At 51.8% G+C, this 24845-nt stretch carries 25 protein-coding genes and 1 pseudogene; 18 read left to right on the top strand and 8 right to left on the bottom strand.

What is annotated here, in order from left to right:
* Window position 1 precedes the first annotated feature (1 nt).
* From silA to silC, 4 genes are all read right to left on the bottom strand, one after another.
* Window positions 2-3148 carry a Cu(+)/Ag(+) efflux RND transporter permease subunit SilA gene (gene silA, locus MMW58_RS29365; RefSeq protein ID WP_000574021.1) on the bottom strand — a complete coding sequence of 1049 codons (3147 nt, stop codon included), beginning with the start codon at window positions 3146-3148 and terminating at the stop codon, window positions 2-4.
* A 10-nt stretch (window positions 3149-3158) separates the two neighbouring features.
* Window positions 3159-4451, bottom strand: a complete 1293-nt coding sequence (gene silB / locus MMW58_RS29360) for a Cu(+)/Ag(+) efflux RND transporter periplasmic adaptor subunit SilB (RefSeq protein WP_001485328.1) — start codon at window positions 4449-4451, stop codon at window positions 3159-3161.
* Between the two features lie 113 nt (window positions 4452-4564).
* Window positions 4565-4918: a cation efflux system protein CusF gene (gene cusF, locus MMW58_RS29355; protein WP_001246153.1), complete on the bottom strand. Its 354-nt coding sequence runs from the start codon at window positions 4916-4918 to the stop codon at window positions 4565-4567.
* Between the two features lie 28 nt (window positions 4919-4946).
* Window positions 4947-6332 carry a Cu(+)/Ag(+) efflux RND transporter outer membrane channel SilC gene (silC, locus tag MMW58_RS29350; protein WP_000475503.1) on the bottom strand — a complete coding sequence of 462 codons (1386 nt, stop codon included), beginning with the start codon at window positions 6330-6332 and terminating at the stop codon, window positions 4947-4949.
* A gap of 189 nt (window positions 6333-6521) precedes the next feature.
* Here silC and silR point away from each other — a divergent pair, with 189 nt between their 5' ends.
* The 4 genes from silR to copM all read left to right on the top strand — a co-directional run bounded on the left by silR (window position 6522) and on the right by copM (window position 9843).
* Window positions 6522-7202, top strand: coding sequence for a copper/silver response regulator transcription factor SilR (gene silR / locus MMW58_RS29345; RefSeq protein ID WP_000697968.1), 681 nt, complete (start codon window positions 6522-6524; stop codon window positions 7200-7202).
* Window positions 7195-8670: a copper/silver sensor histidine kinase SilS gene (gene silS / locus MMW58_RS29340; RefSeq protein WP_040118426.1), complete on the top strand. Its 1476-nt coding sequence runs from the start codon at window positions 7195-7197 to the stop codon at window positions 8668-8670. Before silR ends, silS begins: the two co-directional genes overlap by 8 nt.
* A gap of 245 nt (window positions 8671-8915) precedes the next feature.
* The gene (gene silE, locus MMW58_RS29335; RefSeq protein ID WP_007374411.1) at window positions 8916-9347 is read left to right on the top strand and encodes a silver-binding protein SilE; all 432 of its coding nucleotides are present in this window, start codon (window positions 8916-8918) and stop codon (window positions 9345-9347) included.
* Between the two features lie 145 nt (window positions 9348-9492).
* Entirely contained in the window at window positions 9493-9843 is a 351-nt protein-coding gene (copM, locus tag MMW58_RS29330; protein ID WP_032752126.1) for a CopM family metallochaperone, read from the top strand.
* A 407-nt stretch (window positions 9844-10250) separates the two neighbouring features.
* Here the strand turns inward: copM and MMW58_RS29325 are convergent, their stop codons facing one another.
* Window positions 10251-11159 carry an HNH endonuclease gene (locus MMW58_RS29325; protein ID WP_007374408.1) on the bottom strand — a complete coding sequence of 303 codons (909 nt, stop codon included), beginning with the start codon at window positions 11157-11159 and terminating at the stop codon, window positions 10251-10253.
* Window positions 11160-11388: 229 nt separating this feature from the next.
* Window positions 11389-11844, bottom strand: a complete 456-nt coding sequence (merR, locus tag MMW58_RS29320; RefSeq protein ID WP_001166628.1) for an Hg(II)-responsive transcriptional regulator — start codon at window positions 11842-11844, stop codon at window positions 11389-11391.
* 71 nt (window positions 11845-11915) lie between these two features.
* Here merR and MMW58_RS29315 point away from each other — a divergent pair, with 71 nt between their 5' ends.
* The 9 genes and pseudogenes from MMW58_RS29315 to MMW58_RS29275 all read left to right on the top strand — a co-directional run bounded on the left by MMW58_RS29315 (window position 11916) and on the right by MMW58_RS29275 (window position 16912).
* A complete protein-coding gene (locus MMW58_RS29315) occupies window positions 11916-12266 on the top strand; it encodes a mercuric transport protein MerT (protein ID WP_001294660.1) in 351 nt (116 codons plus the stop codon).
* Window positions 12267-12281: 15 nt separating this feature from the next.
* On the top strand, window positions 12282-12557 hold the full coding sequence (merP, locus tag MMW58_RS29310; RefSeq protein ID WP_000732276.1) for a mercury resistance system periplasmic binding protein MerP: 276 nt from the start codon (window positions 12282-12284) through the stop codon (window positions 12555-12557).
* A gap of 27 nt (window positions 12558-12584) precedes the next feature.
* Window positions 12585-12992, top strand: coding sequence for an organomercurial transporter MerC (gene merC, locus MMW58_RS29305; protein ID WP_000522993.1), 408 nt, complete (start codon window positions 12585-12587; stop codon window positions 12990-12992).
* Window positions 12993-13030: 38 nt separating this feature from the next.
* Complete coding sequence (gene merA / locus MMW58_RS29300) at window positions 13031-14713, top strand: mercury(II) reductase (RefSeq protein ID WP_032752124.1); 1683 nt, start codon at window positions 13031-13033, stop codon at window positions 14711-14713.
* Between the two features lie 17 nt (window positions 14714-14730).
* Window positions 14731-15096, top strand: coding sequence for a mercury resistance co-regulator MerD (gene merD / locus MMW58_RS29295; RefSeq protein ID WP_001277463.1), 366 nt, complete (start codon window positions 14731-14733; stop codon window positions 15094-15096).
* On the top strand, window positions 15093-15329 hold the full coding sequence (gene merE / locus MMW58_RS29290) for a broad-spectrum mercury transporter MerE (protein WP_001087807.1): 237 nt from the start codon (window positions 15093-15095) through the stop codon (window positions 15327-15329). Before merD ends, merE begins: the two co-directional genes overlap by 4 nt.
* 50 nt (window positions 15330-15379) lie before the next feature.
* Window positions 15380-15607: pseudogene (locus MMW58_RS29285) on the top strand (DUF3330 domain-containing protein); the annotation flags it as partial.
* Window positions 15570-16625: a hypothetical protein gene (locus MMW58_RS29280; RefSeq protein ID WP_223526262.1), complete on the top strand. Its 1056-nt coding sequence runs from the start codon at window positions 15570-15572 to the stop codon at window positions 16623-16625. The pseudogene MMW58_RS29285 and the gene MMW58_RS29280, both read left to right, overlap by 38 nt.
* Window positions 16622-16912: a hypothetical protein gene (locus MMW58_RS29275; protein ID WP_032752120.1), complete on the top strand. Its 291-nt coding sequence runs from the start codon at window positions 16622-16624 to the stop codon at window positions 16910-16912. The genes MMW58_RS29280 and MMW58_RS29275 overlap by 4 nt, the downstream gene beginning before the upstream one ends.
* Here the strand turns inward: MMW58_RS29275 and MMW58_RS29270 are convergent.
* On the bottom strand, window positions 16902-17105 hold the full coding sequence (locus MMW58_RS29270; RefSeq protein ID WP_013087123.1) for a hypothetical protein: 204 nt from the start codon (window positions 17103-17105) through the stop codon (window positions 16902-16904). The genes MMW58_RS29275 and MMW58_RS29270 overlap by 11 nt on opposite strands.
* Before the next feature lie 617 nt (window positions 17106-17722).
* Between MMW58_RS29270 and MMW58_RS29265 the strand changes: the two genes are divergently transcribed.
* The 3 genes from MMW58_RS29265 (at window position 17723) to MMW58_RS29255 (ending at window position 20001) form a co-directional block, all read left to right on the top strand.
* Complete coding sequence (locus MMW58_RS29265; RefSeq protein ID WP_064349895.1) at window positions 17723-18661, top strand: FitA-like ribbon-helix-helix domain-containing protein; 939 nt, start codon at window positions 17723-17725, stop codon at window positions 18659-18661.
* A gap of 110 nt (window positions 18662-18771) precedes the next feature.
* Window positions 18772-19164 (top strand): hypothetical protein, encoded by a 393-nt coding sequence (locus MMW58_RS29260; protein ID WP_163556868.1) that lies wholly within the window; start codon window positions 18772-18774, stop codon window positions 19162-19164.
* Window positions 19165-19215: 51 nt separating this feature from the next.
* Window positions 19216-20001 (top strand): site-specific integrase, encoded by a 786-nt coding sequence (locus MMW58_RS29255; RefSeq protein WP_128878527.1) that lies wholly within the window; start codon window positions 19216-19218, stop codon window positions 19999-20001.
* A 469-nt stretch (window positions 20002-20470) separates the two neighbouring features.
* On the opposite strand, the gene MMW58_RS29250 is transcribed toward MMW58_RS29255, so the two are convergent.
* Window positions 20471-21481, bottom strand: coding sequence for a RepB family plasmid replication initiator protein (locus tag MMW58_RS29250; RefSeq protein WP_064349902.1), 1011 nt, complete (start codon window positions 21479-21481; stop codon window positions 20471-20473).
* Between the two features lie 775 nt (window positions 21482-22256).
* Between MMW58_RS29250 and sopA the strand changes: the two genes are divergently transcribed.
* Both sopA and MMW58_RS29240 read left to right on the top strand, forming a co-directional pair.
* The gene (gene sopA, locus MMW58_RS29245; RefSeq protein ID WP_064349905.1) at window positions 22257-23423 is read left to right on the top strand and encodes a plasmid-partitioning protein SopA; all 1167 of its coding nucleotides are present in this window, start codon (window positions 22257-22259) and stop codon (window positions 23421-23423) included.
* Window positions 23423-24394: a ParB/RepB/Spo0J family plasmid partition protein gene (locus MMW58_RS29240; RefSeq protein WP_128878526.1), complete on the top strand. Its 972-nt coding sequence runs from the start codon at window positions 23423-23425 to the stop codon at window positions 24392-24394. The genes sopA and MMW58_RS29240 overlap by 1 nt, the downstream gene beginning before the upstream one ends.
* Window positions 24395-24845: the final 451 nt, after the last annotated feature.

The following is a 24845-nucleotide window of genomic DNA, read 5'->3' as shown; positions in this document are numbered from 1 at the left end:
GTTATGACACGCTTTTTTTATGTCTGCGCAGCCAGATTAATTTGTAGGCGGCAGGAATAATGAACAGGGACAGCAGCGGAGCCGTGATCATCCCACCAATCATTGGCGCAGCAATACGGCTCATGACTTCTGAACCTGCGCCGGTTCCCCAGAGTATTGGCAGCAGACCCGCAATGATCACCGCCACGGTCATGGCTTTCGGCCGGACACGCAGTACGGCACCATGATAGAGGGCTTCATCAAGACCTTCCGGTGTGAACGTCTCTTTACGGGACAATTCCGGGTGCGCTTCAATGGCATGACGCAGATACATCAGCATGACCACGCCAAACTCTGCTGCCACCCCGGCCAGGGCGATAAACCCGGTTCCGGTCGCCACTGACATATGGAAGCCCTGCCAGTACAGGAACCATATTCCGCCAACCAGGGCGAACGGCAGGCTCATCAGGATCAGCAGGGCTTCGTCAACCCGGCGGAATGCCAGATACAACAGGATGAAAATGATCATCACCGTCATCGGCACCATCAGCTTCAGTTTCTTGTTGGCATGCTCAAGCAGTTCAAACTGTCCGGAGAATGCCACACTGGTTCCCGGTCTCAGTTTCACTTTCTCGCTGATGGCCGTCTTAATGTCGTTAACCACCGACACCATGTCCCTGCCGCGGGCATCAACATAAATCCAGCTGGCTGGCCGGGCATTTTCGGTTTTCAGCATGGTTGGTCCAGAAACGACGTTAATATCCGCGACATCGCCCAGCGTGATCTGCTGCTTCATCGGGGTCAGGATCGGCATCTGTTTCAGCGCCTGCGGACTGTTCCGGTAATCCTGCGGGTAGCGAATGTTAATAGGGTACCGGGCCACCCCTTCAACCGTCTCACCCACCATAGCACCTCCGATTGCTGAAGAGACGAACAGCTGGACATCACCTACCGTCATCCCGTAGCGGGAGGCTTTCTCCCGGTTGATATCGATATCGATGTAGCGCCCGCCCTCAAGTCGCTCAGCCAGGACAGACACCACGCCAGGCACGGTTTTGGCTACCGCCTCGATACTCTGCGCCGTCGCGTCGATATCGGACAGAACAGTCCCGGACACTTTGATACCTATCGGGCTTTTGATCCCGGTTGAGAGCATATCAATACGGTTACGGATAGGCGGCACCCAGAGGTTTGCCAGACCCGGTAAACGGACTGTCCTGTCGAGTTCATCAATAATCTTGTCAATTGTCATGCCGGGACGCCACTGATCCTCAGGTTTGAGCTGGATCGTGGTTTCCACCATTTCGAGCGGCGCGGAATCCGTTGCGGTCTCTGCTTTACCGGTCTTGCCAAATACAGAAGCCACTTCAGGAACGCTTTTGATTAACTTGTCTGTTGTCTGCAGGAGCGCTGCAGCTTCTGCCGGAGAGACGCCAGGCAAGGTCGACGGCATATACAGCAGATCGCCCTCGTTAATCTTCGGCAGAAATTCACCGCCCACCTGACTCAGTGGCCAGATAACCGTGAAAATGGACAAGGCCGCAACCAGCAGGGTTGTTTTTGGCCAGTGGAGGACCCGCAGCAGCAAAGGATGATACGCTTTGATCAGCACCCGGTTCAGGGGGTTACTTGTCTCGGCAGGAATTTTCCCCCGGATCCAGAATCCCATCAGAATAGGAATGACGATGATGGCCAGTGCGGCCGCTCCCGCCATGGAGTACGTTTTCGTGAATGCCAGCGGGCCAAACAGACGACCTTCCTGCCCTTCCAGGGTAAAGATAGGAATAAAGGACAGGGTGATGATCAGCAGGCTAATGAACAACGCGGGTCCCACTTCCACGGAGGCGTCGGTAATCACCTTCCAGCGGGTGGCGTTGTCAATCTGCTCACCCGGATGCTGATGATCCCACTCCTCAAGCCGTTTGTGCGCATTTTCAATCATCACAATGGCGGCATCCACCATCGCACCGACGGCAATCGCTATCCCTCCCAGCGACATGATATTGGCGTTCAGTCCCTGGAAGTGCATGACGATAAAGGCGATACACAGGCCAAGCGGCAGAGAGATAATCGCCACCAGGGCAGAACGTACGTGCCACAGGAACAGAGCACAGACGATGGCCACCACGATAAACTCTTCCAGAAGTTTGGAACTGAGGTTATCAATCGCCCGGTCGATTAACTGGCTGCGATCGTAGGTGGTCACGATTTCAACGCCTTCCGGCAGGCTGGCCTTCAGCGTCTCCAGTTTATCCCTCACTGCCGTGATAACGTCGCGCGCATTTTTACCCGACCGCAGGATCACCACGCCGCCAGCGACTTCTCCCTGGCCGTTCAGCTCGGCAATACCACGCCTCATTTCGGGCCCGGTCTGCACGCGGGCAACATCCCGCAGATAAACCGGCACGCCGTTCTCACCTGTTTTCAGGACGATGTTATTAAAATCATCAATGCTCTGAAGATAACCGCTGGCACGGACCATATACTCCGCTTCGGCCATTTCAACGGATGAGCCACCGGCCTCCTGGTTAGACGATTCAAGTGCCTGTTTCACTTCGGGCAGGCTGATACCGTACTGGGACAGTTTTACCGGATTGACCTGAATCTGGTACTGTTTCACCACGCCGCCAACCGAAGCGACCTCAGCCACGTTCGGGATGGTTTTCAGCTCAAATTTCAGGAACCAGTCCTGCAGAGAGCGCAGTTCTGAAAGGTCGTGTTTTCCGTTGCGATCGACAAGGGCATATTCAAATATCCAGCCCACTCCCGTGGCGTCCGGGCCGATTTCAGAGCTCACACCCGCAGGCAGTTTGCCCTGAACCTGATTCAGGTATTCCAGCACGCGCGAACGGGCCCAGTACAGATCGGTGCCGTCTTCAAAAATGACATACACATACGAATCACCGAACTGTGAAAAGCCACGCACGGTTTTTGCGCCAGGTACGGACAGCATGGTGGTGGTAAGCGGATAGGTGACCTGGTTTTCTACAATCTGCGGGGCCTGTCCGGGATAGCTGGTTTTAATAATGACCTGCACATCTGACAGGTCAGGCAGCGCATCGACCGGCGTGTTAATTATCGTCCATGTGCCCCAGATGCTGAGAAACAGTGCGCCCATCATGACCAGGAAACGGTTGGCGACAGAGCGCCGGATAATCCATTCAATCATCGTCGTCTCCTCAGTGCCCTGAATGCATATTTACAGGCTGCTCAGACATTGCTGGCATACTGTTTTCTGTTTTTTCAGGGTGGCGCATACGTTCCAGCGCGCCCGTAATATTGGCTTCGGAGTCAATGAGGAACAGGCCACTGACCACCACGGTATCGCCTTCATTCAGGCCGGAGCCAATGCCGGACTGTTGCTGTGATTCATGCAGAACGTGGATCTGTTTCGGCACAAACTTGCCTTCATCATCAACAGTAATCACGCGCTGTTCTTTGCCGGTATCGATAACGGCCTGGCTTGGTATCAGCAGCATCTCCTGGCTCTTGGTATTCAGTTTCAGATAGGCATTCATGCCCGGCTTGAGAAACTCATCCTTATTAGAAACCTGGAGACGGACCTGAAGCGTACGGGTTGTCTGATCCACGCTGGGAAGAATGTTCCATTTTTCGACATGGAATGTTTTATCCGGATAAGCCGGTACCGAAATTTCAAACTGCGACGTATCTTTCAGCAGATATGCGATAGATTCTGGCACTGCAGCGCTGATCCAGACCGGGTCCATCCCCTGAATCTGAGCCACTACTTTATCTTTCGAAATATTCATTCCGGTGCGCAGGTCAAACGCAGTAATGACACCATCAATAGGTGCTTTAATGGTAAAACGGGTCTGGATTGTGCGGGTTGAACGCAGCCTTTGAATATCCTCTTCCGGCATACCAGCTAGACGAAGTCGCTCCAGAACCCCTTTTATCTGGGTTGACGTACCGCCTGTACCGGATAACAGCAGGAACTCACTTTGTGCCTCAACCCATTCAGGAATGGTGATATCGATAAGCGGAGTGCCTTTCTTCACATGATCGCCAATCGTCAGGGGATACACTTTTTCGACGAAACCGTCAGAGCGCGCCTGCACAATGACAAACTGATACTCGTTGTAACTGACATTAGCCGGGATTGTCTGAGAATAATTCAGCATTCCTCGCGTGACTTTTTGCGTTTTTAATCCCAGATTCTGAACCTGCGTTGGATCGATACGGATCCCGCCACTGCTTTTATCGCCGCTTTCATCAGCATATTTTGGCACCAGGTCCATATCCATAAAGGGAGATTTTCCGGGTTTATCAAATTTGGTATCCGGTTTCATCGGGTCATACCAGAAAAGTACCTTTCGCTCCGGTGCCTTTTGTTCGGTTTGTACTGTTTTTTGTGATGAGTTTACATACTGCCAGGCAGTAACCGATATCAGCCCTCCTGCTATGAGGCTGCTGATAATTATTGCAGCATATTTTATCTTTAAAGAAGCCATACAATTTCTCGCTGAAAAATCAAAACACCTGGCATATGCGCCCGATCATTCATTCACAGTAATCCCTTAATGAATGTTCAGGCGCACTGGATGTATTCGCTCCGGACTGATAATCAGGATTGCGTAACGTTAATGCTTTTGAGTAAGGAGATATTGCCCTGCTGAATAAACGAGAAATCGACATGGTTGCCGGTTTTCAGGGCATTGATAGCGTCGTCTGCATTAACAAAAGTGAAGCGCATGGTCATTGCAGGCCAGCCCACAGCAGGGATTGCTTCGTGCGAAATGGTAATCTTTTTACTATTCATATCAATGTCTTTAACGACACCGGTGCCCTTGATAACCTGCTGTACCGAAGCATCACTGGCAGCATTCATATCGCCATGCTGATGTGTTTCAGCATGAAGACCGGCAGAAAACATGACAGAGAAGGCACCAAATAAAACGGCTTTAAGTGAATTACGCATTTTTAATTTCCTGATTAATTAAATAAATTTACTCTACCCAACCGCCACCCAGCGCGGTAAACAGATTAATTTCGTTAACCTGTCGGGAATAGGTAAGATCGAGAATGGTTTGCTGCGTAGCGAAGAGGGAACGTTCTGCATCCAGCACTTCGATGTAACTGACAGCACCACTTGCATATAATCCTCTGGCACGCTGGAGAGTTATCTGAAGTGAATCAAGATAACGCTGCTGTGACTCAAGTTGCTGGCTAAGGCTGTCGCGCAGCGCAAGCGTGTCGGAAACATCCTTAAAGGCTGACTGAATTTTTTGTTCGTAATTAACCACCGATTGTTGCTGGCGAATTTCAGCCAGCTTCAGATTGGCTTTATTCCTGCCAGCATTAAAAATAGGAATTTCAATTTTAGGGATAAAATTCCACATTCCACTTCCTGACGTAAACAGGCTTGACAGCTCCGTACTGCTTGCGGAAAGACCACTGGTCAGGGTAATGGAGGGGAAAAAGGCCGCTCGCGCTGCGCCAATATTGGCATCAGCCGCTTTCAGCTGATATTCCGCTTCCATAATATCCGGTCGCTGCAGCAAAATTTGTGAAGATAGATTTGGTGGCAATTTTACTGGTGCGATCTCCCCGCCTTTCATCCCTTTTTCTGACGGAAGTGCGCGGTACGTTCCCAGCACCAGTTGCAGGGCATTGTTTGCCTGAGCCAGATCGCCTTCTCGTTTGGCTATTTCGGCGCGGGTACTTTCGATTTGTCCTCTCGCCTGTTCAAGTGCCAGAACGTTCGTACTCCCGGTCACGAGCTGTTGCTCAACGAAAGCATAGGACTGTTCATAATTTTTCAGCGTTTCCCGCGCAATACGGAGTTGTTCGTACGCCAGTTGCTGGCTGAAATAGCTCTGTGAAACGTTGGAGACCAGCAGGATGTGTACGGCCCGACGGGCTTCTTCGCTGGCAAAGTAGTTCTGGCGGTCAGCATCACTCATGTTCTTAAGTTTGCCGAAAAAATCGAGCTCATAGCTGAGCTCCAGTCTCGCGTCGTACTCCTGTGTGGTCGGCTTGTCACCTTTCAGACCACCGCTGTATGTTATCCCGGATGAGGCATTCAGCTGGGGATAACGATCTGCATCCGTGACGTTGAACTGGGCTCGGGCCTCTTCAACCTTCAGGGCAGCCATTCTCAAATCACGGTTATTAGTCAGAGCTTCACCGATCAACCGGGTAACCTGGGGATCGACAAAAAAGTTACGCCAGCCCGTATCCTGATAGCCATTTACCGCTGGCGTCAGGCTGTTATGGGACAGTGAAAACTGCTGGGGTACCGGTGCTGCGGGCCGCTGATATTCAGGCGCAAGCGACACGCAGCCTGCCAGGATGAATATCGTGCTAATGCTGAGTAATTTTAATTTGAACATAACGCTTCTCGTCCAGGCAGACCTGGTAAATGGTTCAAATGAAGTCCAGAGTATTGATAGGGGTACTTTACCTAACGCTCTCTGTTTGCCGAGTGACAGGATAATGACAATGTTGTCATTTTTGCTGTAATCCGTTGATAACGATCGTGGGCGCAATAGAATGACATTAGCAGCCAGCCGGGGAGCAAGATGAAAATATTGATCGTCGAAGACGAAATTAAAACAGGTGAATATCTCAGCAAAGGGCTTACAGAGGCAGGGTTCGTAGTGGATCACGCTGATAATGGTCTTACCGGATATCATCTCGCCATGACAGCCGAGTATGATTTAGTCATTCTGGATATCATGCTACCTGATGTGAACGGCTGGGATATCATCCGCATGCTGCGCACTGCCGGAAAGGGTATGCCGGTCTTACTGCTGACAGCCCTCGGCACGATCGAACATAGGGTCAAAGGACTGGAACTGGGTGCGGACGATTATCTGGTTAAACCCTTTGCGTTTGCCGAACTGCTCGCCCGGGTGAGAACCCTTCTGAGGCGGGGAAACACGATGATCACGGAAAGCCAGTTTAAGGTGGCTGACCTCTCGATTGATCTCGTATCCAGAAAAGTCAGTCGCGCCGGAAACCGCATTGTGCTCACCAGTAAAGAGTTCAGCCTGCTGGAATTCTTCATTCGCCATCAGGGAGAGGTTCTTCCCCGCTCCCTGATTGCCTCTCAGGTCTGGGACATGAATTTTGACAGCGACACTAATGCGATCGATGTCGCAGTAAAGCGACTCCGCGCTAAAATAGACAACGATTACGAGACAAAGCTGATCCAGACAGTCCGGGGCGTGGGCTACATGCTGGAGGTCCCGGATGCATAGCAAACCTTCCAGACGCCCTTTCTCACTCGCTCTGCGGCTGACCTTTTTTATCAGCCTGTCCACGATACTGGCTTTTATCGCCTTCACCTGGTTTATGCTGCATTCTGTTGAAAATCATTTTGCCGAGCAGGATGTCAGCGATCTTCAACAAATCAGCACCACACTGAACCGTATACTGCAGTCCCCGGTGGATCCGGATGATAAAAAAATAAGCAAAATAAAGGAATCAATTGCCAGCTACCGCAACGTTGCCCTTTTGCTCCTCAATCCCAGGGGTGAAGTGCTCTTTAGCTCAACTCAGGGGGCGGCACTACGCCCGGCAGTGAATTCAGCAGATTTTAGCGAGCACAGCCGCGCACGGGATGTCTTTCTCTGGACGGTGGAGGATCCTGCGGGACCGATGGATACCGGGTCCGAAATGAAGATGGAAACATACAGGATTATCGCCTCCTCTGGTCAGGCGATATTTCAGGGCAAACAGCAGAACTATGTCATGCTGACTGGCCTATCCATTAATTTCCATCTCCATTACCTCGATGCGCTGAAAAAGAACCTGATTGCGATTGCCGTCGTGATAAGCCTGTTGATTGTTCTGATCATTCGAATCGCTGTCCGTCAGGGGCACCTGCCCCTTCGTAATGTCAGCAATGCCATTAAAAACATCACCTCCGAGAATCTTGATGCGCGACTGGAACCGACACGCGTTCCCATTGAGCTGGAGCAACTGGTTATCTCGTTCAATCATATGATTGGAAAGATTGAGGATGTCTTTACCCGCCAGGCCAATTTCTCTGCCGATATCGCGCATGAGATCAGAACGCCCATCACCAATCTGGTGACGCAGACTGAAATCGCACTGAGTCAGGATCGAACACAGAGGGAACTTGAGGATGTCCTCTATTCCAGTCTTGAAGAGTATAACCGGATGACCAAAATGGTCAGCGATATGCTGTTCCTGGCACAGGCAGATAATAATCAGCTGATACCTGACAGGGTCATGTTTGACCTCAGAGCGGAAGTCATGAAAGTCTTCGAGTTTTTCGAAGCCTGGGCCGAAGAACGCAATATCACGCTCAAATTTAACGGGATGCCCTGCCTGGTTGAGGGAGATCCACAAATGTTCAGAAGGGCGATCAATAATCTGTTATCCAATGCCCTGCGTTATACCCCGGAGGGACAGGCAATCACCGTCTCAATAAGAGAGCAGGAGAGCTTTTTTGACCTTGTGATTGAAAATCCGGGGAAACCAATCCCTGAAGAGCATTTATCAAGGCTGTTTGACCGTTTTTATCGGGTAGATCCGTCCAGACAACGAAAAGGAGAAGGCAGCGGCATCGGCCTTGCGATTGTGAAGTCCATCGTGGAAGCACATCACGGAAGAGTGCAGGTGGAATCGGACGTACGTTCAACTCGTTTTATCCTATCCGTGCCCAGACTGGAGAAAATGATTCCGGAAACCCAGTACTGAGAATAAAGATTTAAATGACAAAGATGTCATTAGCCTGTCATGCAGCAAACAGAAGCCATTCGATATAATTAGTGCAACTTATCAGGAAGGCATTATTACTTCATCCATACACGGCATCAGCACAAGCCAGGAGTTGTATTAAAGCCTCATCCCGGCGGAATAAGGTCTGTAGAGTTGTCAGTTGTACTACTGAGGACACAGATCGAAATTCACGGACATCACTAATTCAGAAATGGAGAGTTACCATGAAAAATATCGTCTTAGCATCAGTGTTAGGTTTGAGCTTAATTTCTACGGCCTGGGCCACTGAAACTGTAAATATCCATGAGCGTGTCAATAATGCTCAGGCTCCGGCCCATCAGATGCAGTCTTCTTCAACTCCAGCCGCCATCCAGGGGGCAGCTCCACGGATGGCCGGTATGGATCAGCATGAACAGGCTATTATTGTTCATGAAACCATGAACAATGGTTCAGCAGATGCACATAAAAAAATGGCGGAAAGTCATCAGAAGATGATGGGAACTGGCACCGTTAACGCTTCCCGTCCGGCGACTTCGTTTGCGGCGATGAATGAACATGAAAGAGCAGCTGTTGCCCATGAATTTACGAATAACGGTCAGTCCGGCCCCCATCAGGCTATGGCTGATGCACACCGCCGCATGATCAATGCGGGCTGATGACAACTGAAGTTTCCGTGCGGTTACCCTTTCCTTGATAGATTGTCCCTTATACGGATATGTTGTTATTTTTTGCCCCCTTCAGGGGGCTTTTTTGTCTGACTCAGCTAAACTTATCCGGTAACCATCTGAAAGGGTTTATTATATGAAAATCACAAATTCGCTTTTTGTTATACTGATGTTATCCCTGCCAGCGATTTCCGCAGAACATTCAGAAATGAAAATGTCAGATATATCCTCATCGGCATCGTCACAGGAATATATGTCCGGCATGAAAGGTATGCATGACAAAATGATGGCCGCTGTAAAAGAGTCCGATCCCGACAAGGCTTTTGCGAAAGGCATGGTAGCACACCATGAAGGGGCAATAGCAATGGCTGAGACCGAGCTAAAATACGGAAAAGATCCGGAAATGAGAAAGCTCGCGCAGGACATCATTAAAGCTCAAAAAGGTGAAATTGAGCAGATGAATACATGGCTTGGTAATCAAAAATAATGATTGCGGAAATAATATATTGCGCGTACAGTCAGAGTGTTCCCGGGCACGGGAACCTGTTAATCGTTAATTAATCAAAACCCGATTCATTTCGGGTTTTTCCTTTTACCCCCCCCAACGCATGCACTGCACCGAGTGAAATTCACCTGAGCCAATTCTGCTTGCTTATTATTTCGATGGGAATTGCTGATTTTAATTAAGTCTATGTTTTAAAGGTGTTTCTCATGCCTGGGTTTGGCAGGGGTTCGTCCTGTTCTCTGGTCATGCGCAATGGCAATTCGCAGTCAGGGCTCAAGACTACTTTTACCTCTTTTTTAACAGAAAGTTTCTGGACCCGATACTTGCCGGAAACATCATCTGCTGTTCATCCCGACCAATAAAACGAAGGTATCACTCTCGTTTGAATCTCACTTACTTTCCATTTTGTAATAAAGAATCAAGTTTTCCAGTGATATATCAATACCAACTTTTTTTAATAACCTTTTTCGCGCAGTGTATATTTCTTTCAGCATATCTTCATAACCCTGACCAAGGTGAATTTGTTTATGGCAATTGCAACACAGAGATATGATATTTTCTTCAACATCAAGAGATGTGTCAAAAGCATCTTGCCTGGACATAGGTACAATGTGATGAGGTTCTGTGTAATTTAAGGATGAATTTCGCCTTCTGAATGTTGGGTGGTCACTATCGACTTCACATCTGTAACCTGCTTTATTCAGCGCATTTTGGGATACGCCTTTACTCCTGGGATACGAGAGGCCATTTTTTACTTCTATTGCATTTTTCTTTGGTTTGGCTTCCCCTGTATATTCAAACGTCTGAACGTTGTCAAAGATATTACTTTTCTCTATGGCATTGATCAACTCATCGTCAGAGTAATACTCACTGCTGGCCATTTCTGTTGTACCAAAAAAATCCAGTTCGTTAATTGCCTGAACAAGTTCCTCACGAATTGTCCATAAGTTTCTTTTGGGTTTTCCGCCGATTTCTTTACTCTTCATTACGGTAATGAATTTTGTACCGGATGCGATATTTCCGACACCTTTAACCTCGAATCTACCAAGTTCTTTTTGAACTCTGCCACCCAGTCCGTTTATGACTCCATTAGCACTCATGCTGTGCAGGTCGTACTTCTTACCAATATCGAAGCATGTGCAGGAATGATTTGGCTCAATAAACCATTTTTTTAACGCTGCAATACTTTTTGTGTCAAAAACTTTATCATTTGTTAATAAAGTTTTCCATTCTTCCACACTGATATCAATGTCACAGACATACTCTCCATCAATCACTTCGCATATTTTTTTAATCACATTCATTCCCCTGTTATACAGATAGTCATAATGAAAATATAAAGCTCGCTAACCGGTATGGTTGCGTAAGGACCGTAGTCTCTCAGAGACCGTGCTTTCTTTTTTTTCAGGCCTGGACACTAAAGGGTCTGTTGCACCCCGAAAAAATTTGTTGCGGGGATTGCTCATTGAGATGAGCCTCTGCTCGATCATACCAGGGGTCGTCTCAGAATTCGGAAAATAAAGCACGCTAAGGCGTAGTCACCCCGTGACTCCCCCGCGCCGATGCAGCGAGCTTCGTTCCGTCTTGCAGTGACGCAATCAGCGGGCAGGAAACGTTCCCTTTCCGCGCATGGCAGGCGCACACCAGTTCAGACAGCACGGCCTCCATGCGTGCCAAGTCGGCCATCTTCTCGCGCACATCCTTGAGCTTGTGCTCGGCCAGGCCGCTGGCTTCCTCGCAATGGGTGCCATCCTCCAGCCGCAGTAGCTCGGCGATTTCGTCCAGGCTAAAGCCCAGCCGCTGGGCCGATTTCACGAACCGCACTCGTGTTACATCCGCCTCGCCATAGCGGCGAATGCTGCCATAGGGCTTGTCTGGCTCCGGCAGCAGGCCCTTGCGCTGGTAGAACCGGATGGTCTCCACATTGACCCCGGCCGCCTTGGCAAAAACGCCAATGGTCAGATTCTCAAAATTAATTTGCATATCGCTTGACTCCGTACATAACTACGGAAGTAAGCTTAAGCTATCCAAACCAAATTTGAAAGGACAAGCGTATGTCTGAACCACAAAACGGGCGCGGCGCGCTCTTCGCCGGTGGGCTGGCCGCCATTCTTGCGTCGGCCTGCTGCCTGGGGCCGCTGGTTTTGATCGCCTTGGGGTTCAGCGGGGCATGGATCGGCAACCTGACGGTGCTGGAACCCTATCGCCCGATCTTCATCGGCGCAGCGCTGGTCGCGCTGTTTTTCGCCTGGCGGCGCATCTACCGCCCGGCGCAAGCCTGCAAACCGGGTGAGGTCTGCGCGATTCCCCAAGTGCGAGCTACTTACAAGCTCATTTTCTGGATCGTGGCCGCGCTGGTCCTGGTCGCGCTCGGATTTCCCTACGTCATGCCATTTTTCTATTAATCACAGGAGTTCATCATGAAAAAACTGTTTGCCGCCCTCGCCCTCGCTGCCGTTGTTGCCCCCGTGTGGGCCGCCACCCAGACCGTCACGCTGTCCGTACCGGGCATGACCTGCTCCACCTGCCCGATCACCGTCAAGAAGGCGATTTCCAAGGTCGAAGGCGTCAGCAAAATTGACGTGACCTTCGAGACACGCGAAGCGGTTGTCACGTTCGATGATGCCAAGACCAGCGTGCAGAAGCTGACCAAGGCAACCGGAGACGCGGGCTATCCGTCCAGCGTCAAGCAGTGAGCCACTGAACCCGAACCTGGGGCGATCATGGGACTGATTACACGCATTGCCGACAAGGCTGGCGCGCTTGGCAGCGTTGTTTCCGCGATGGGATGCGCTGCCTGTTTCCCGGCTATCGCCAGCCTGGGCGCGGCCATCGGCCTTGGCTTTCTACAGGAATACGAAGGGTTGTTTATCTCCAAGCTGCTGCCGCTGTTCGCAGTCGTGGCTTTGCTGGCGAATGCACTGGGCTGGCTGAGTCATCGGCAATGGTACCGCAGCCTGCTCGGGATGGTCGGCCCAGCCATCGTGCTGGCGGCCATGCTCTTGTTTTTTGGCAATTGGTGGACGGCGAACCTCCTCTATGTCGGTCTGGCCTTGATGATCGGGGTGTCGATCTGGGATCTGCTCTCACCGGCCAACCGCCGCTGCGAACTACCACCCAAACACGGCTAACTGCATTGGCAGTTGCCGAAACGAAAAGGAACGATGCAATGTATTTGAATATCACCGGAATGACCTGCGACTCGTGCGCGACACATGTCAAGGACGCCCTGGAGAAAGTGCCGGGCGTGCTGTCGGCGCTCGTGTCCTACCCGAAAGGCTCCGCGCAACTCGCCACCGATCCCGGCACCTCGCCAGAGGCGCTGACCGCCGCTGTGGCCGGCCTCGGCTACAAGGCCACACCCGCCGATGCCCCATCCACTTCAGCGCGGGGCAGACTGCTTGGCAAGGCGCTGGGATGGCTGGGCGGTGGCGACAAGGCTGGTGGTGATGGGGACGGACTGCACGTCGCCGTTATTGGCAGCGGCGGAGCCGCGATGGCGGCGGCGCTGAAGGCCGTCGAGCAAGGTGCGAACGTCACGCTGATCGAGCGCGGCACCATCGGCGGTACTTGCGTCAATGTCGGCTGCGTGCCGTCCAAGATCATGATCCGCGCTGCCCATATCGCCCATTTGCGCCGTGAAAGCCCATTCGACAGTGGCATCGCGGCGACTGTGCCTGCGATTGATCGCAGCAAACTACTGGCCCAGCAGCAGGCGCGCGTCGATGAGCTGCGCCACGCCAAGTACGAAGGCATCCTGGACAGCAACCCGGCCATCACCGTGCTGCATGGTGAAGCGCGTTTCAAGGACGACCAGAGCCTTGCCGTCCGTTTAAACGATGGCGGCGAGCGTGTGGTGGCGTTCGACCGCTGCCTGGTCGCCACGGGTGCCAGCCCGGCCATGCCGCCGATTCCGGGCCTGAAAGAGTCACCCTACTGGACTTCCACCGAGGCCCTGGTCAGCGACACCATTCCCGAGCGCCTGGCCGTGATCGGCTCGTCTGTGGTGGCGCTGGAACTGGCGCAAGCCTTTGCCCGGCTGGGCAGCAAAGTGACGATCCTGGCACGCAGCACGCTGTTCTTCCGCGAAGACCCGGCCATCGGCGAGGCCGTTACAGCCGCGTTCCGTGCCGAAGGGATCAAGGTATTGGAATACACGCAAGCCAGCCAGGTCGCGCATGTGGACGGCGAATTCGTGCTGACCACCGGGTACGGTGAAATACGCGCCGACCAGCTGCTGGTCGCCACTGGCAGGGCACCGAACACGCGCAGCCTGGCATTGGAAGCGGCGGGAGTCGCTGCCAATGCGCAGGGGGCCATCGTCATCGACAAGGGCATGCGCACCAGTACGCCACACATTTATGCGGCTGGCGACTGCACCGACCAGCCTCAGTTCGTCTATGTGGCGGCAGCGGCCGGCACCCGTGCTGCGATCAACATGACTGGCGGCGATGCGGCCCTGGACCTGACCGCAATGCCGGCCGTGGTGTTCACCGACCCGCAGGTCGCCACCGTGGGCTACAGCGAGGCGGAAGCACATCACGACGGGATCGAGACCGACAGTCGCACCTTGACCTTGGACAACGTGCCGCGTGCGCTTGCCAACTTCGACACACGCGGCTTCATCAAGCTGGTCATCGAGGAAGGTAGCGGACGGCTCATCGGCGTGCAAGCGGTGGCCCCGGAAGCGGGTGAACTGATCCAGACGGCGGTGCTCGCCATTCGCAACCGTATGACCGTGCAGGAACTGGCCGACCAATTGTTCCCCTACCTGACCATGGTCGAAGGGCTGAAGCTCGCGGCGCAGACCTTCAGCAAGGACGTGAAGCAGCTTTCGTGCTGCGCCGGATGAGGAAAAGGAGGTGTTCAATGAGCGCCTACACAGTGTCCCGGCTGGCCCTTGATGCCGGGGTGAGCGTGCATATCGTGCGCGACTACCTGCTGCGCGGATTGCTACGGCCGGTCGCGTGCACCACGGGCGGCTACGGCTTGTTCGATGACACCGCGTTGCAACGGCTGCGCTTTGTACGGGCTGCCTTCGAAGCGGGTATCGGCCTGGACGCACTGGCGCGGCTGTGCCGGGCGCTGGATGCTGCGGACGGTGACGGTGCGTCTGCGCAGCTTGCCGTGTTGCGGCAACTCGTCGAGCGTCGGCGCGAGGCCCTGGCCAGCCTCGAAATGCAACTGGCCGCCATGCCAACCGAACCGGCACAGCACGCGGAGAGTCTGCCATGAACAGCCCAGAGCACTTGCCGTCTGAGACGCACAAACCGATCACCGGCTACTTGTGGGGCGCGCTGGCCGTGCTCACCTGTCCCTGCCATTTGCCGATTCTCGCCATTGTGCTAGCCGGCACGACGGCCGGCGCGTTCATCGGGGAGCACTGGGGTATTGCAGCCCTCACGCTGACCGGCTTGTTTGTCCTGTCTGTGACGCGGCTGCTGCGGGCCTTCAAGGGAAGATCATGACCGCTTCCCAGCCAGCCGAGAGTGGGCAGCTTTGAGCTTCGCTACCAATCTGGAGGAGTACCACCATGAACGCAAACGCCCCGAACACTGCCAGTTGCACCACCTGCTGCGTATGCTGCAAAGAAATTCCGCTCGATGCCGCCTTCACCCCGGAAGGCGCGGAATACGTCGAACATTTCTGCGGGCTGGATTGCTATGAACGCTTCCAGGCACGCGCCAAGGCCGCGACAGAATCTGACATTGCGCCTGTCCCTGGCGGTTCGCAGCCGTCAGATTGAGGCATACCCTTCACATACTGGAGATAACGTCCTCTATGAACAGCCTCTTCCAATTTCCAGTGTCGCGGTCGCTAAAAATCTCTTTCGGCTCATCGATGCCAAAACCGGAGAAGCCTTTGACATCGAAGAAGAACTGTGGGCCTATGAGCGTCTGACGGCCGCAGTAGTGAACGACATTATTCACGAACATAATTTTTCTCGACTTCGTCTGGCTAAGCCCGGCGATTTCCCGTTCGAGACACTGACCAGCTTTGCAGTAATGCAGCTGCTTTTAAATTTACATAATCCCCAGAATAAGAATCCCTACAAGCAGGATCTTCTTGACCACTTTCATCATGACATTGAAATGCATTTTGAAGAATATATAAAAAGCATTCAGTCACTGCCTGGCACCCAGCCCGCACTAATGAACGACAGTTTTTATCAAAAATTGCTTCGCGTAGCCAACGCGTCCTCATCCAGAGAGGATAAATGTCGGGCGATTTTTACTTTGTTCAGCCTGCTGGCTATTCTCAATAAACCCACGCCTTATGACATGATCAATGTCTTCCGGAATAAAATATTCAGTCGGACGAGCGTGATTGAAATAATACACACCGGCCACGCTTTTGACAGTACTAACCCCAGGCCAGTCTTTGCGATAGCCCCGAATATATTTTGTTTATACACAAAACAGAATAGAATATATCTGCCGTTGTCTCATAATTTCACTTTGTGTTTTATTATTGGCTCACCATTAACATTCCGTCCCCGGATAGACGTTTTTTCACCACGACCCGAACTGCTAAAGTGTTGTGACGATCGCCACTTAAATTTCTACAAAGTTTCTTTTGATTACATTGATAATGTCATGAGCACCATCGATATGTACAATGTAGGAAATTCAAGCACTTTCTATTCTGCTTATCAGCTCAGCGACGTTGAAAAATACCTCGATTTGCAGGAAAAAGATCACCAATATTACTATACGCCTGCAGACCCCGTGCGATGGCTCCCTCAGCAGCCGGATTCATTATGAACCCAGAAAACCAGCAACGTATACGGGAGATGATTGAATCCGGAGAATTTAACGGGTATACGCTGGTCAGCGGAGAAGACTGGCAGCTCCCCACGGCACGCGAAACTACCTTCGTTCGGGGGCTGATCCCCCTGACTGACATCCAGCTGGCCAACCGGCTGAATGTGGACGAACGTACCGTCCGCAAGTGGAAATCCGGCCAGACCCGGATGGTGTTCACCACATGGTGTTGCCTGTGCTGGCTGGCCGGGCTGGGGATGCTGCTGGATAACCTTCTCAGCGATTAAAGAGACGCTTCCAGATACGTCTGAGAATGAAGCGTCTCTGGTATCGCCAGCGGGAACGGTAGATATGGGGCAGGTCGTCATAGTTTTTCCAGAATAGGGTCCAGCCCTGATACCCTTTGTCCACTAAAAGGATGTAGCCGCCGGTACTGACGATGCCATATGCGATGGCGGTGAGGATGAGAAATACAGTCATACGATGTTCCTTATGTAAAACTGTATTTAGGAAATCTGATGCGGCCTTTAAGGCCGGTCTGTAAAAAAAACTGAAAAAAGTTTCTCTTTCCTTATAGTTGCCATTTAAGCCTCAGTCAGCCGTAAAATTTGCACTCCATGCAATAATCCCCAAATCACAACAATCCGCCTCTTTTCTTGATTCTGCTGCAATAATCCTTCTTTCTTTCTCCGCAGATCCGATTTCTGTTAGTTCCGGATCTCCATGCCCTCTCTGGCGCGCCGCGACCCACTGACACAAGATGTGCCACTCGTCAGCTGCGTTTTCTTCTATATGTTGTGTTCCTCCCCTGCCCCGTGACCGCCCGATCACCCCCATTAAAGGGCGATGTGGTTATTTCGTGTGCGTGGTACACTTCCGGAAATCCGTTAAATTGCAGTAAATCGGATCAGGCCGGAATGGTCATCCGGTAATTTATCAGCGTGACTGTTTCTCTGCTTATTATGTGTGGTTTTCTTTCGCTGTGTACAAAATGAATCATTGCGTATACATTCATTTTGCTTACGGTAAATCAGGCTTCATGTTTACTATCCTGACTATTTACCGAATCTGAATACGTTTTGCACAAGGAAAGAGTCATGGCGAAGATCCAGGCCAGAAATGTTGACGATGCGCTGTTTGCGCGCATTGAGCAGTCAGCAATGAAAAATGAACGTTCCCTCGAGGGGGAGATCCGGATTGCCCTCCGGGAGTATTATCAGCCCGTGGTTCAGGCCGGGCCCGCGATGTCTGACAGGGAGCGCTGGCAGCATGAAACGGGCAAGCGGCTGAAGTGGTTGTTCAACCGGCTCATGGCGGACAATTACTTCCGGGAATTTGCCGGAGCCAGACCGCCGGACACGTTTGACCTGGTCCGCTTCGGCAGGCAACTGGATACCTCGCCGGGTGTGCTGATGGATATCATGGAAGGACGCCAGGAGCTGTCCTTTACGCTGGCAGATACGATCGCCCGGAATTTTGATGCCTCGGCGGACTGGCTTCTGGGTGAAAGCGGGCAACCTTTTCCGTTTGTCCGCCTGGGCTCTGCGGGGTACAGGGAGTTTTTCTTTCCCGTCGGCAGTACAGGCGACCACACGTTTGAGTTTCTCAGAATAGCCGGCGGCAGGCATGACGGCACCCTGATCATCCTGCGTCAGGATATACAGACGAAGCGGGTCACACCCGGCGTTGTCACGGAGAGTTTTTACCTGCGCAGCGGCATGGGAAGCGGCGGATACGGCAACCTCAAAAGGTTTCTCCTCTTTCTCAAAACAGAAGGTGCACGGCTGTCCATCAACACTTATGACTGGACGCCGGAGCACCCGGATTTTGATTTCTGGACGGTCATCGGCCAGCATCATCACGTCTATTTCCAGGACTCGCCCCGCCGTTCATCGGCCCGCTGGCTGCAGCAGGTACTCAACGGTGAAGATCCGGGAGAATGGTTTCAGGGCGGCTGGACACCGATACTGAAGGAAGTGGCTGCGGCCACCGGGCCGGATACGGCTTCCGGACATACTGACCACCAGGATGAATGATCCGGTACAAACGTCACGGGTTGGGATGTTTTGGGCTTACTGGCCAGAATTAAGAACCCGGGGAACTGCTGAGGCCGAAGGTGAAATTCAACAGGCTGATAGGAAACAATATGGACAGAATCAGTGAAGAAAGACAGACAGGCACAGACGTGATGAACGTCGCCTTCCACACCATGCGCAAGTACGGCATGAATATCATCACCGCCACGCAGCATATGGATATTAATGCTTACGTGAAATCCGACCCGCGGATGCCGAGAACGCGGCTGCGCCGCTACCTGGGGCAGTATGGCCTGCGCGGTGAGGCGCTGAGCAGGGAGGTCAGACGTATCGTTGCGGGACCTGAGCGACGCGACAGCACGCTGAAGGACGGGATTTACTATACCTGGCCTTATGGCTGGGAGCCCTGTGATTTTACGCCGATGATGCGGCGCATTTTTCGCGGGAAGCGGACCCGCCATGTGATGATGTTTGATGAAATGCCAGCGCTGTTTGGCAAATAAAGCACTGGTGCGACTTAAACAGCAATACGCGGACACGGAGGATAACAATCAATGATGCCGGCATTACCAGGTCAGGGCATTTCGTTTTCAGCTGCGCAGCTGCCGGTGGCCATCGATTACCCTGCTGCCCTGGCCCTGCGCCAGATGGCTCTCGTTCAGGACGAACTGCCGAAATATCTGCTGGCGCCCGAAGTGAGCGCCCTGCTCCATTACGTCCCCGATCTGCACCGCAAGATGCTGCTGGCCACCCTCTGGAATACTGGTGCCCGCATTAACGAAGCGCTGGCGCTGACGCGGGGAGATTTTTCGCTGGCGCCACCGTATCCGTTTGTGCAGCTGGCCACCCTTAAGCAGCGCGCCGAAAAATCCACTCGGACGGCCGGGCGGTTGCCAGCAGGCACGTTGCCTCACCGACTGGTGCCGTTATCGGACACCCAGTACGTCAGCCAGCTGCAGATGATGGTGGCCACGCTGAAAATTCCGCTCGAGCGGCGCAATAAGCGAAGCGGCAGAACTGAAAAAGCGCGTATCTGGGAGATCACCGACCGGACGGTCCGCACGTGGCTGAATGAAGCCGTGGATACCGCTGCGGCCGACGGTGTGACGTTTTCTGTGCCAGTAACACCGCACACGTTCCGCCACTCCTACGCCATGCACATGCTCTATGCCGGTATTCCCCTGAAGGTGCTGCAGTCGCTGATGGGTCACAAGTCAATGAGTTCAACGGAGATCTACACGAAAGTGTTTGCGCTCGACATCGCGGCACGGCACCGCGTGCAGTTTGCGATGCCGGAAACTGAAGCGGTGGCCCTGATGAAACAGCTCCCCCAACGATAACGCGAGCGCCGTGCTATGGAAAATAACTCAAGTTATGCTGTGGCTTTCGCAATAGTGAACATTTTTATGGCTCCCTGCGCTCATCGGCGGGAGCGATTATGGGGACTTATGAAGCCTAATTCGCAGAAACAAACGGTGAGCCGGTCTGGGCCCGATGGGGTATATTTATCGATTACTGTGACGCCGCATCCGCTATATCACATAAATGCGCTATCACCGGCGGCCTAAAAATTGACTGTGGTGTGCAGGGCATCATCTCTCAGTCAATACATGGAACGCGTTACTCGCCTAAAGTGCATGCCGCAGTCAATATCAGTGTTTTTTCGTATAACATCCCATACAACAGTCAATTTAATGCGTGGAAGCATGAAGGATAAAGAGAGTTAAATTGACTGCGCTATGCGTGATGCGTATCACAGTCAATAACGAAGAATAAGAGCATACCGCAGTGAATTTTTGCGTACTACAGTCAATTTTCAGGCTTCATACTGGTGAGCGCTTCGGCCAGCTTCTGAGGATCGATACCCGCGGCTTTCAAAGCCTTAATGACCTCATCATAGTTCTGCTCAGGAGACTGCGCCTCTTCCTCTTTGCGAGGCGACTTCACAGTACTGCTGATCAGTTTCGGGTTGCGATAATGCACGCTGAAATAGGCTGCCCGTCCGCGTTTGAATTCGGTGTAATCCAGATACCCAATATCCCGCAGTTGCTCCATCGCTTTGCGAACGGTATGGTTCTGCGTGTACACGTTTGAGGTAAGATTCAGCCGATCGCGCATACGTTTCATGGAGATTGGCGCCGGGTTCTGAGGCAGGCTTTCGATGTAGGTATACAGGGCTTGAGCAGACTCTTTACGCTGCAGGGCGTCGATCGCCTTCAACCGCAGCAGCACCCGCCGGTCCATGTGGTAGAGCTCGAAGAGTTTGGGCTCGGCCTTGATTTCCACGATATCTTCGTTGATATCATAGTAAGCCGACTGCACCAGGTGTGTGGTCCAGCCCTTGGTGTCATTCTGGAACTTCAACGTGACGGTCGCCAGTTTGAACAGGGAGTTGCTGATACGGTCGCGCATTTTTTTGTTTGAACGCCGCGAATCGAAACCACACATCTTAACGAACTCAACAAAAGACAATTCTAGCGTGTCTTTTTTTACGCCATACTCTGACATGGAGCGAATGATCCCAAGCCAGACTTTAAAGTCCGTGTCCATGTCCAGACGCGATCCTGTGATCCTGACGTCGGTGTACCCTTCACTCTTCGCGATAGACAGCTGTACAAGCTCCTCAGTCGCATCTGTGACGTTTTTACGGTTAGCCTTACTCCTTCCTGTCGATTTCAGCGTAGGAACAAAGAGACCAAGCCTCATGAGCGCAACGGGTTGAACGGTACTGGTGCTGTTGACATCCAGCTTAACAACTTCACCGGTTTTCTTATCAACCTCCTGCAGATTCAGAGGTAAGCTATTATTTTCGCTCGTCATCTTTGATCCCAACGGTTATCCACAAGGGCAAGTATAAATGCATATCTCAGTCAACGGAAATACATACCTCAGTAAATACCGTTGCATATCACAGTATTAGATAATGCATACGTCAGTCAACATTTAACACGCTATAGTCAATGCTGAGCCCCCTTAAGACCAGTCAACACGGGGGCTCAAACGATCCGGGGATCTCTTTATGATCTCACTATGATCTCTATAGGATCATTTATTGGATCGACACTATGAATAACTCTGCCAGACCAGTTCACATCAAAATTGACGTAAGTCCGTCACCTGGTGTGATATTTTTAATACACCTCGCGATGAGTTCATCGTCATGATGTCGCACTACTCCCCGACCAGATCAAATCTTGACTGTAGTACGTAACCTTCATCGGCTCTTTTGGCCACTCTGAATAATAGAATCGCATACCACAGTCAATATATTGCATGCCACAGTGAATATTCACAGCAGGAAAGATTTAGTGTGCGTAATTGGCATCAGCGCGTCAGTGCTTTCAGTAAGTTCAGCTCTTTTCCGCTTCCTCAACGCTTTCTCACGGAGCGCGAAAGCGTTCTGCGGCGAGCGGTAGTAACTATTATTGACTGCGGTATGCAGTATCCGTGAAATCTCATCTGATCCAGATCGATAACTGCCTATTTCGTGAGCAACTTTGCATGTTTTAGTTCACTTTGCGTTTTTATTGTTGCTTTGCATTAAATTCCAAGATTTAATAAAATAATGCAAAGTGATGATTAAAGGATGCTCAATATGGGACTAATGGATACACTTAACCAGTGCATAACCGCTGGCCACGAAATGACTAAAGCAATTGCGATTGCCCAATTCAATGATGACAGCCCTGAGGCTCGCAAAATTACCCGCCGCTGGAGGATTGGTGAAGCCGCTGATTTAGTTGGGGTATCGTCTCAGGCCATCAGGGATGCAGAGAAAGCAGGCCGTCTGCCACACCCCGATCTTGAAACCCGCGGCAGAGTTGAACAACGTGTCGGCTATACCATCGAACAAATCAATCACATGCGGGATGTTTTTGGTACCCGTCTGCGGCGTTCAGAGGATGCCTTCCCACCGGTTATCGGCGTCGCCGCTCACAAAGGTGGCGTTTATAAAACGTCGGTTTCTGTTCACCTTGCTCAGGATCTTGCTCTGAAAGGGTTACGTGTTTTGCTTGTTGAAGGCAACGACCCGCAAGGAACAGCATCGATGTATCACGGATGGGTACCCGATCTCCATATTCATGCTGAAGACACGTTACTCCCCTTCTATCTTGGCGAAAAAGATGATGCCAGCTATGCGGTAAAACCTACCTGCTGGCCAGGTCTCGATATCATTCCATCCTGCCTGGCATTACATCGGATTGAAACCGAACTGATGGGTAAGTTTGATGAAGGAAAACTGCCAACCGATCCGCATCTGATGCTGCGTTTAGCCATTGAAACAGTGGCTCATGACTATGATGTCATCGTGATCGACAGCGCACCCAACCTGGGTATAGGTACTATCAATGTGGTTTGTGCGGCCGACGTGCTGATTGTACCAACGCCTGCAGAATTATTCGATTACACCTCCGCTCTGCAGTTTTTTGACATGCTGCGTGACTTATTGAAGAACGTTGATCTGAAAGGATTTGAGCCGGATGTCCGCATCCTGTTAACTAAATACTCTAACAACAATGGTTCGCAGTCTCCCTGGATGGAAGAGCAGATCCGAGATGCCTGGGGAAGTATGGTTTTGAAGAATGTTGTCCGCGAAACGGATGAAGTCGGTAAAGGTCAGATCCGTATGAGAACGGTTTTCGAACAGGCTATCGATCAGCGTTCCTCCACTGGCGCCTGGCGTAATGCACTGTCTATCTGGGAGCCTGTTTGCAACGAAATTTTTGATCGCCTGATTAAACCACGTTGGGAGATTAGATAATGAAACGCGCCCCCGTCATTCCAAAACATTCTGCGAGTACCGCACCTGCGGAAGTGGCAACGTCCCCCGCTCCGGCCGCGCCAATGGTTGATTCGTTGATTGCTCGTGTTGGGGCAATGGCCCGTGGAAATGCAATCGCTCTGCCTGTATGTGGGCGAGAAGTCAAATTTACACTGGAAGTTATCCCAAGTAGCTCGGTTGAAGGTAACTCCAGAGTCTGGTCAGGTAATGAACGTGATCAGGAGCTTCTGACAGAAGACGCTCTGGACGACCTGATACCATCCTTCTTACTGGCAGGCCAGCAAACACCTGCTTTCGGGCGTCGGGTTTCAGGTGTTATTGAGATTGCGGATGGTAGTCGTCGACGAAAAGCTGCCATCCTGACATCCAGTGACTATCGGATCCTTGTCGGCGACCTTGATGATGAACAAATGGCGGCGCTGTCACGGCTAGGTAATGACTATCGTCCAACCAGCGCCTATGAACGAGGGCATCGTTATGCAACTCGCCTGCAGAATGAATTTGCCGGCAATATCTCTGCGCTTGCCGATGCCGAAAACATCTCGCGCAAGATTATCAGTCGCTGTATCAATACATCCAGATTGCCAAAGTCGGTTGTTGCCCTCTTCTCTCATCCTGGGGAACTTTCAGCCCGGGCAGGTGAAACCCTCTTTAAAGCTTTTGCCGATAAAGAGGAATTACTGATAAAACAGGCTGCTAACCTGCATGGGCAAAAGAAAGCGGGAGTGATTTTTGAAGCCGATGAGGTTATTACTTTACTGACCGCTGTTCTGAAAAATACACCTGCGGTTAGATCTAATCTGAGCTCGCGGCATCAATACGCACCAGGTGCATCTGCTCTCTACAAGGGGGATAAAGTTATACTGAACCTCGACAGAACGCGCTTGCCTGCAGAATGTATTGAAAGAATTGAAGCCATTTTAAAAGAACTGGGATCTACAGCTTCATAACATACCGAACGGTGGAGAATTTTAATTTCAGAAGTTCTTCACCATAACGACCCTTATTCTTTATTGGTTACCCTTTCTATATTTCCCTAATCATCCGCCATCAGTTATCTGGGACCGCGGTCCCACTTAGTCAATGTACCCATCGGCGCTCAGCCCGCTGGGATCGCGGTCCCACCTTTATCAATGCACCCACCGGCAGTCAGCCAGCTGACACCGTGGTCCCACTTAGTTAAAGCACCCATCGGCGGTCAGCCAGCTGGCACCGTGGCCCCACTTAATCAATACACCCACCGGCGGTCAGTCAGCTGGGACCGTGGTCCCACTTAGTTAATGCACCCATCGGCGGTCAGCCAGCTGGGACCGTGGTCCCACTTAGTTAATGCACCGAGCGGCGGTCAGCCAGCTGGGACCGTGGTCCCACTTAGTTAATGCACCGAGCGGCGGTCAGCCA

The sequence above is a fragment of the Klebsiella sp. HC6 genome, assembly GCF_022605325.1.
GTDB lineage: Bacteria > Pseudomonadota > Gammaproteobacteria > Enterobacterales > Enterobacteriaceae > Klebsiella > Klebsiella terrigena.
This window is presented reverse-complemented; position numbering and strand designations above follow the sequence as displayed.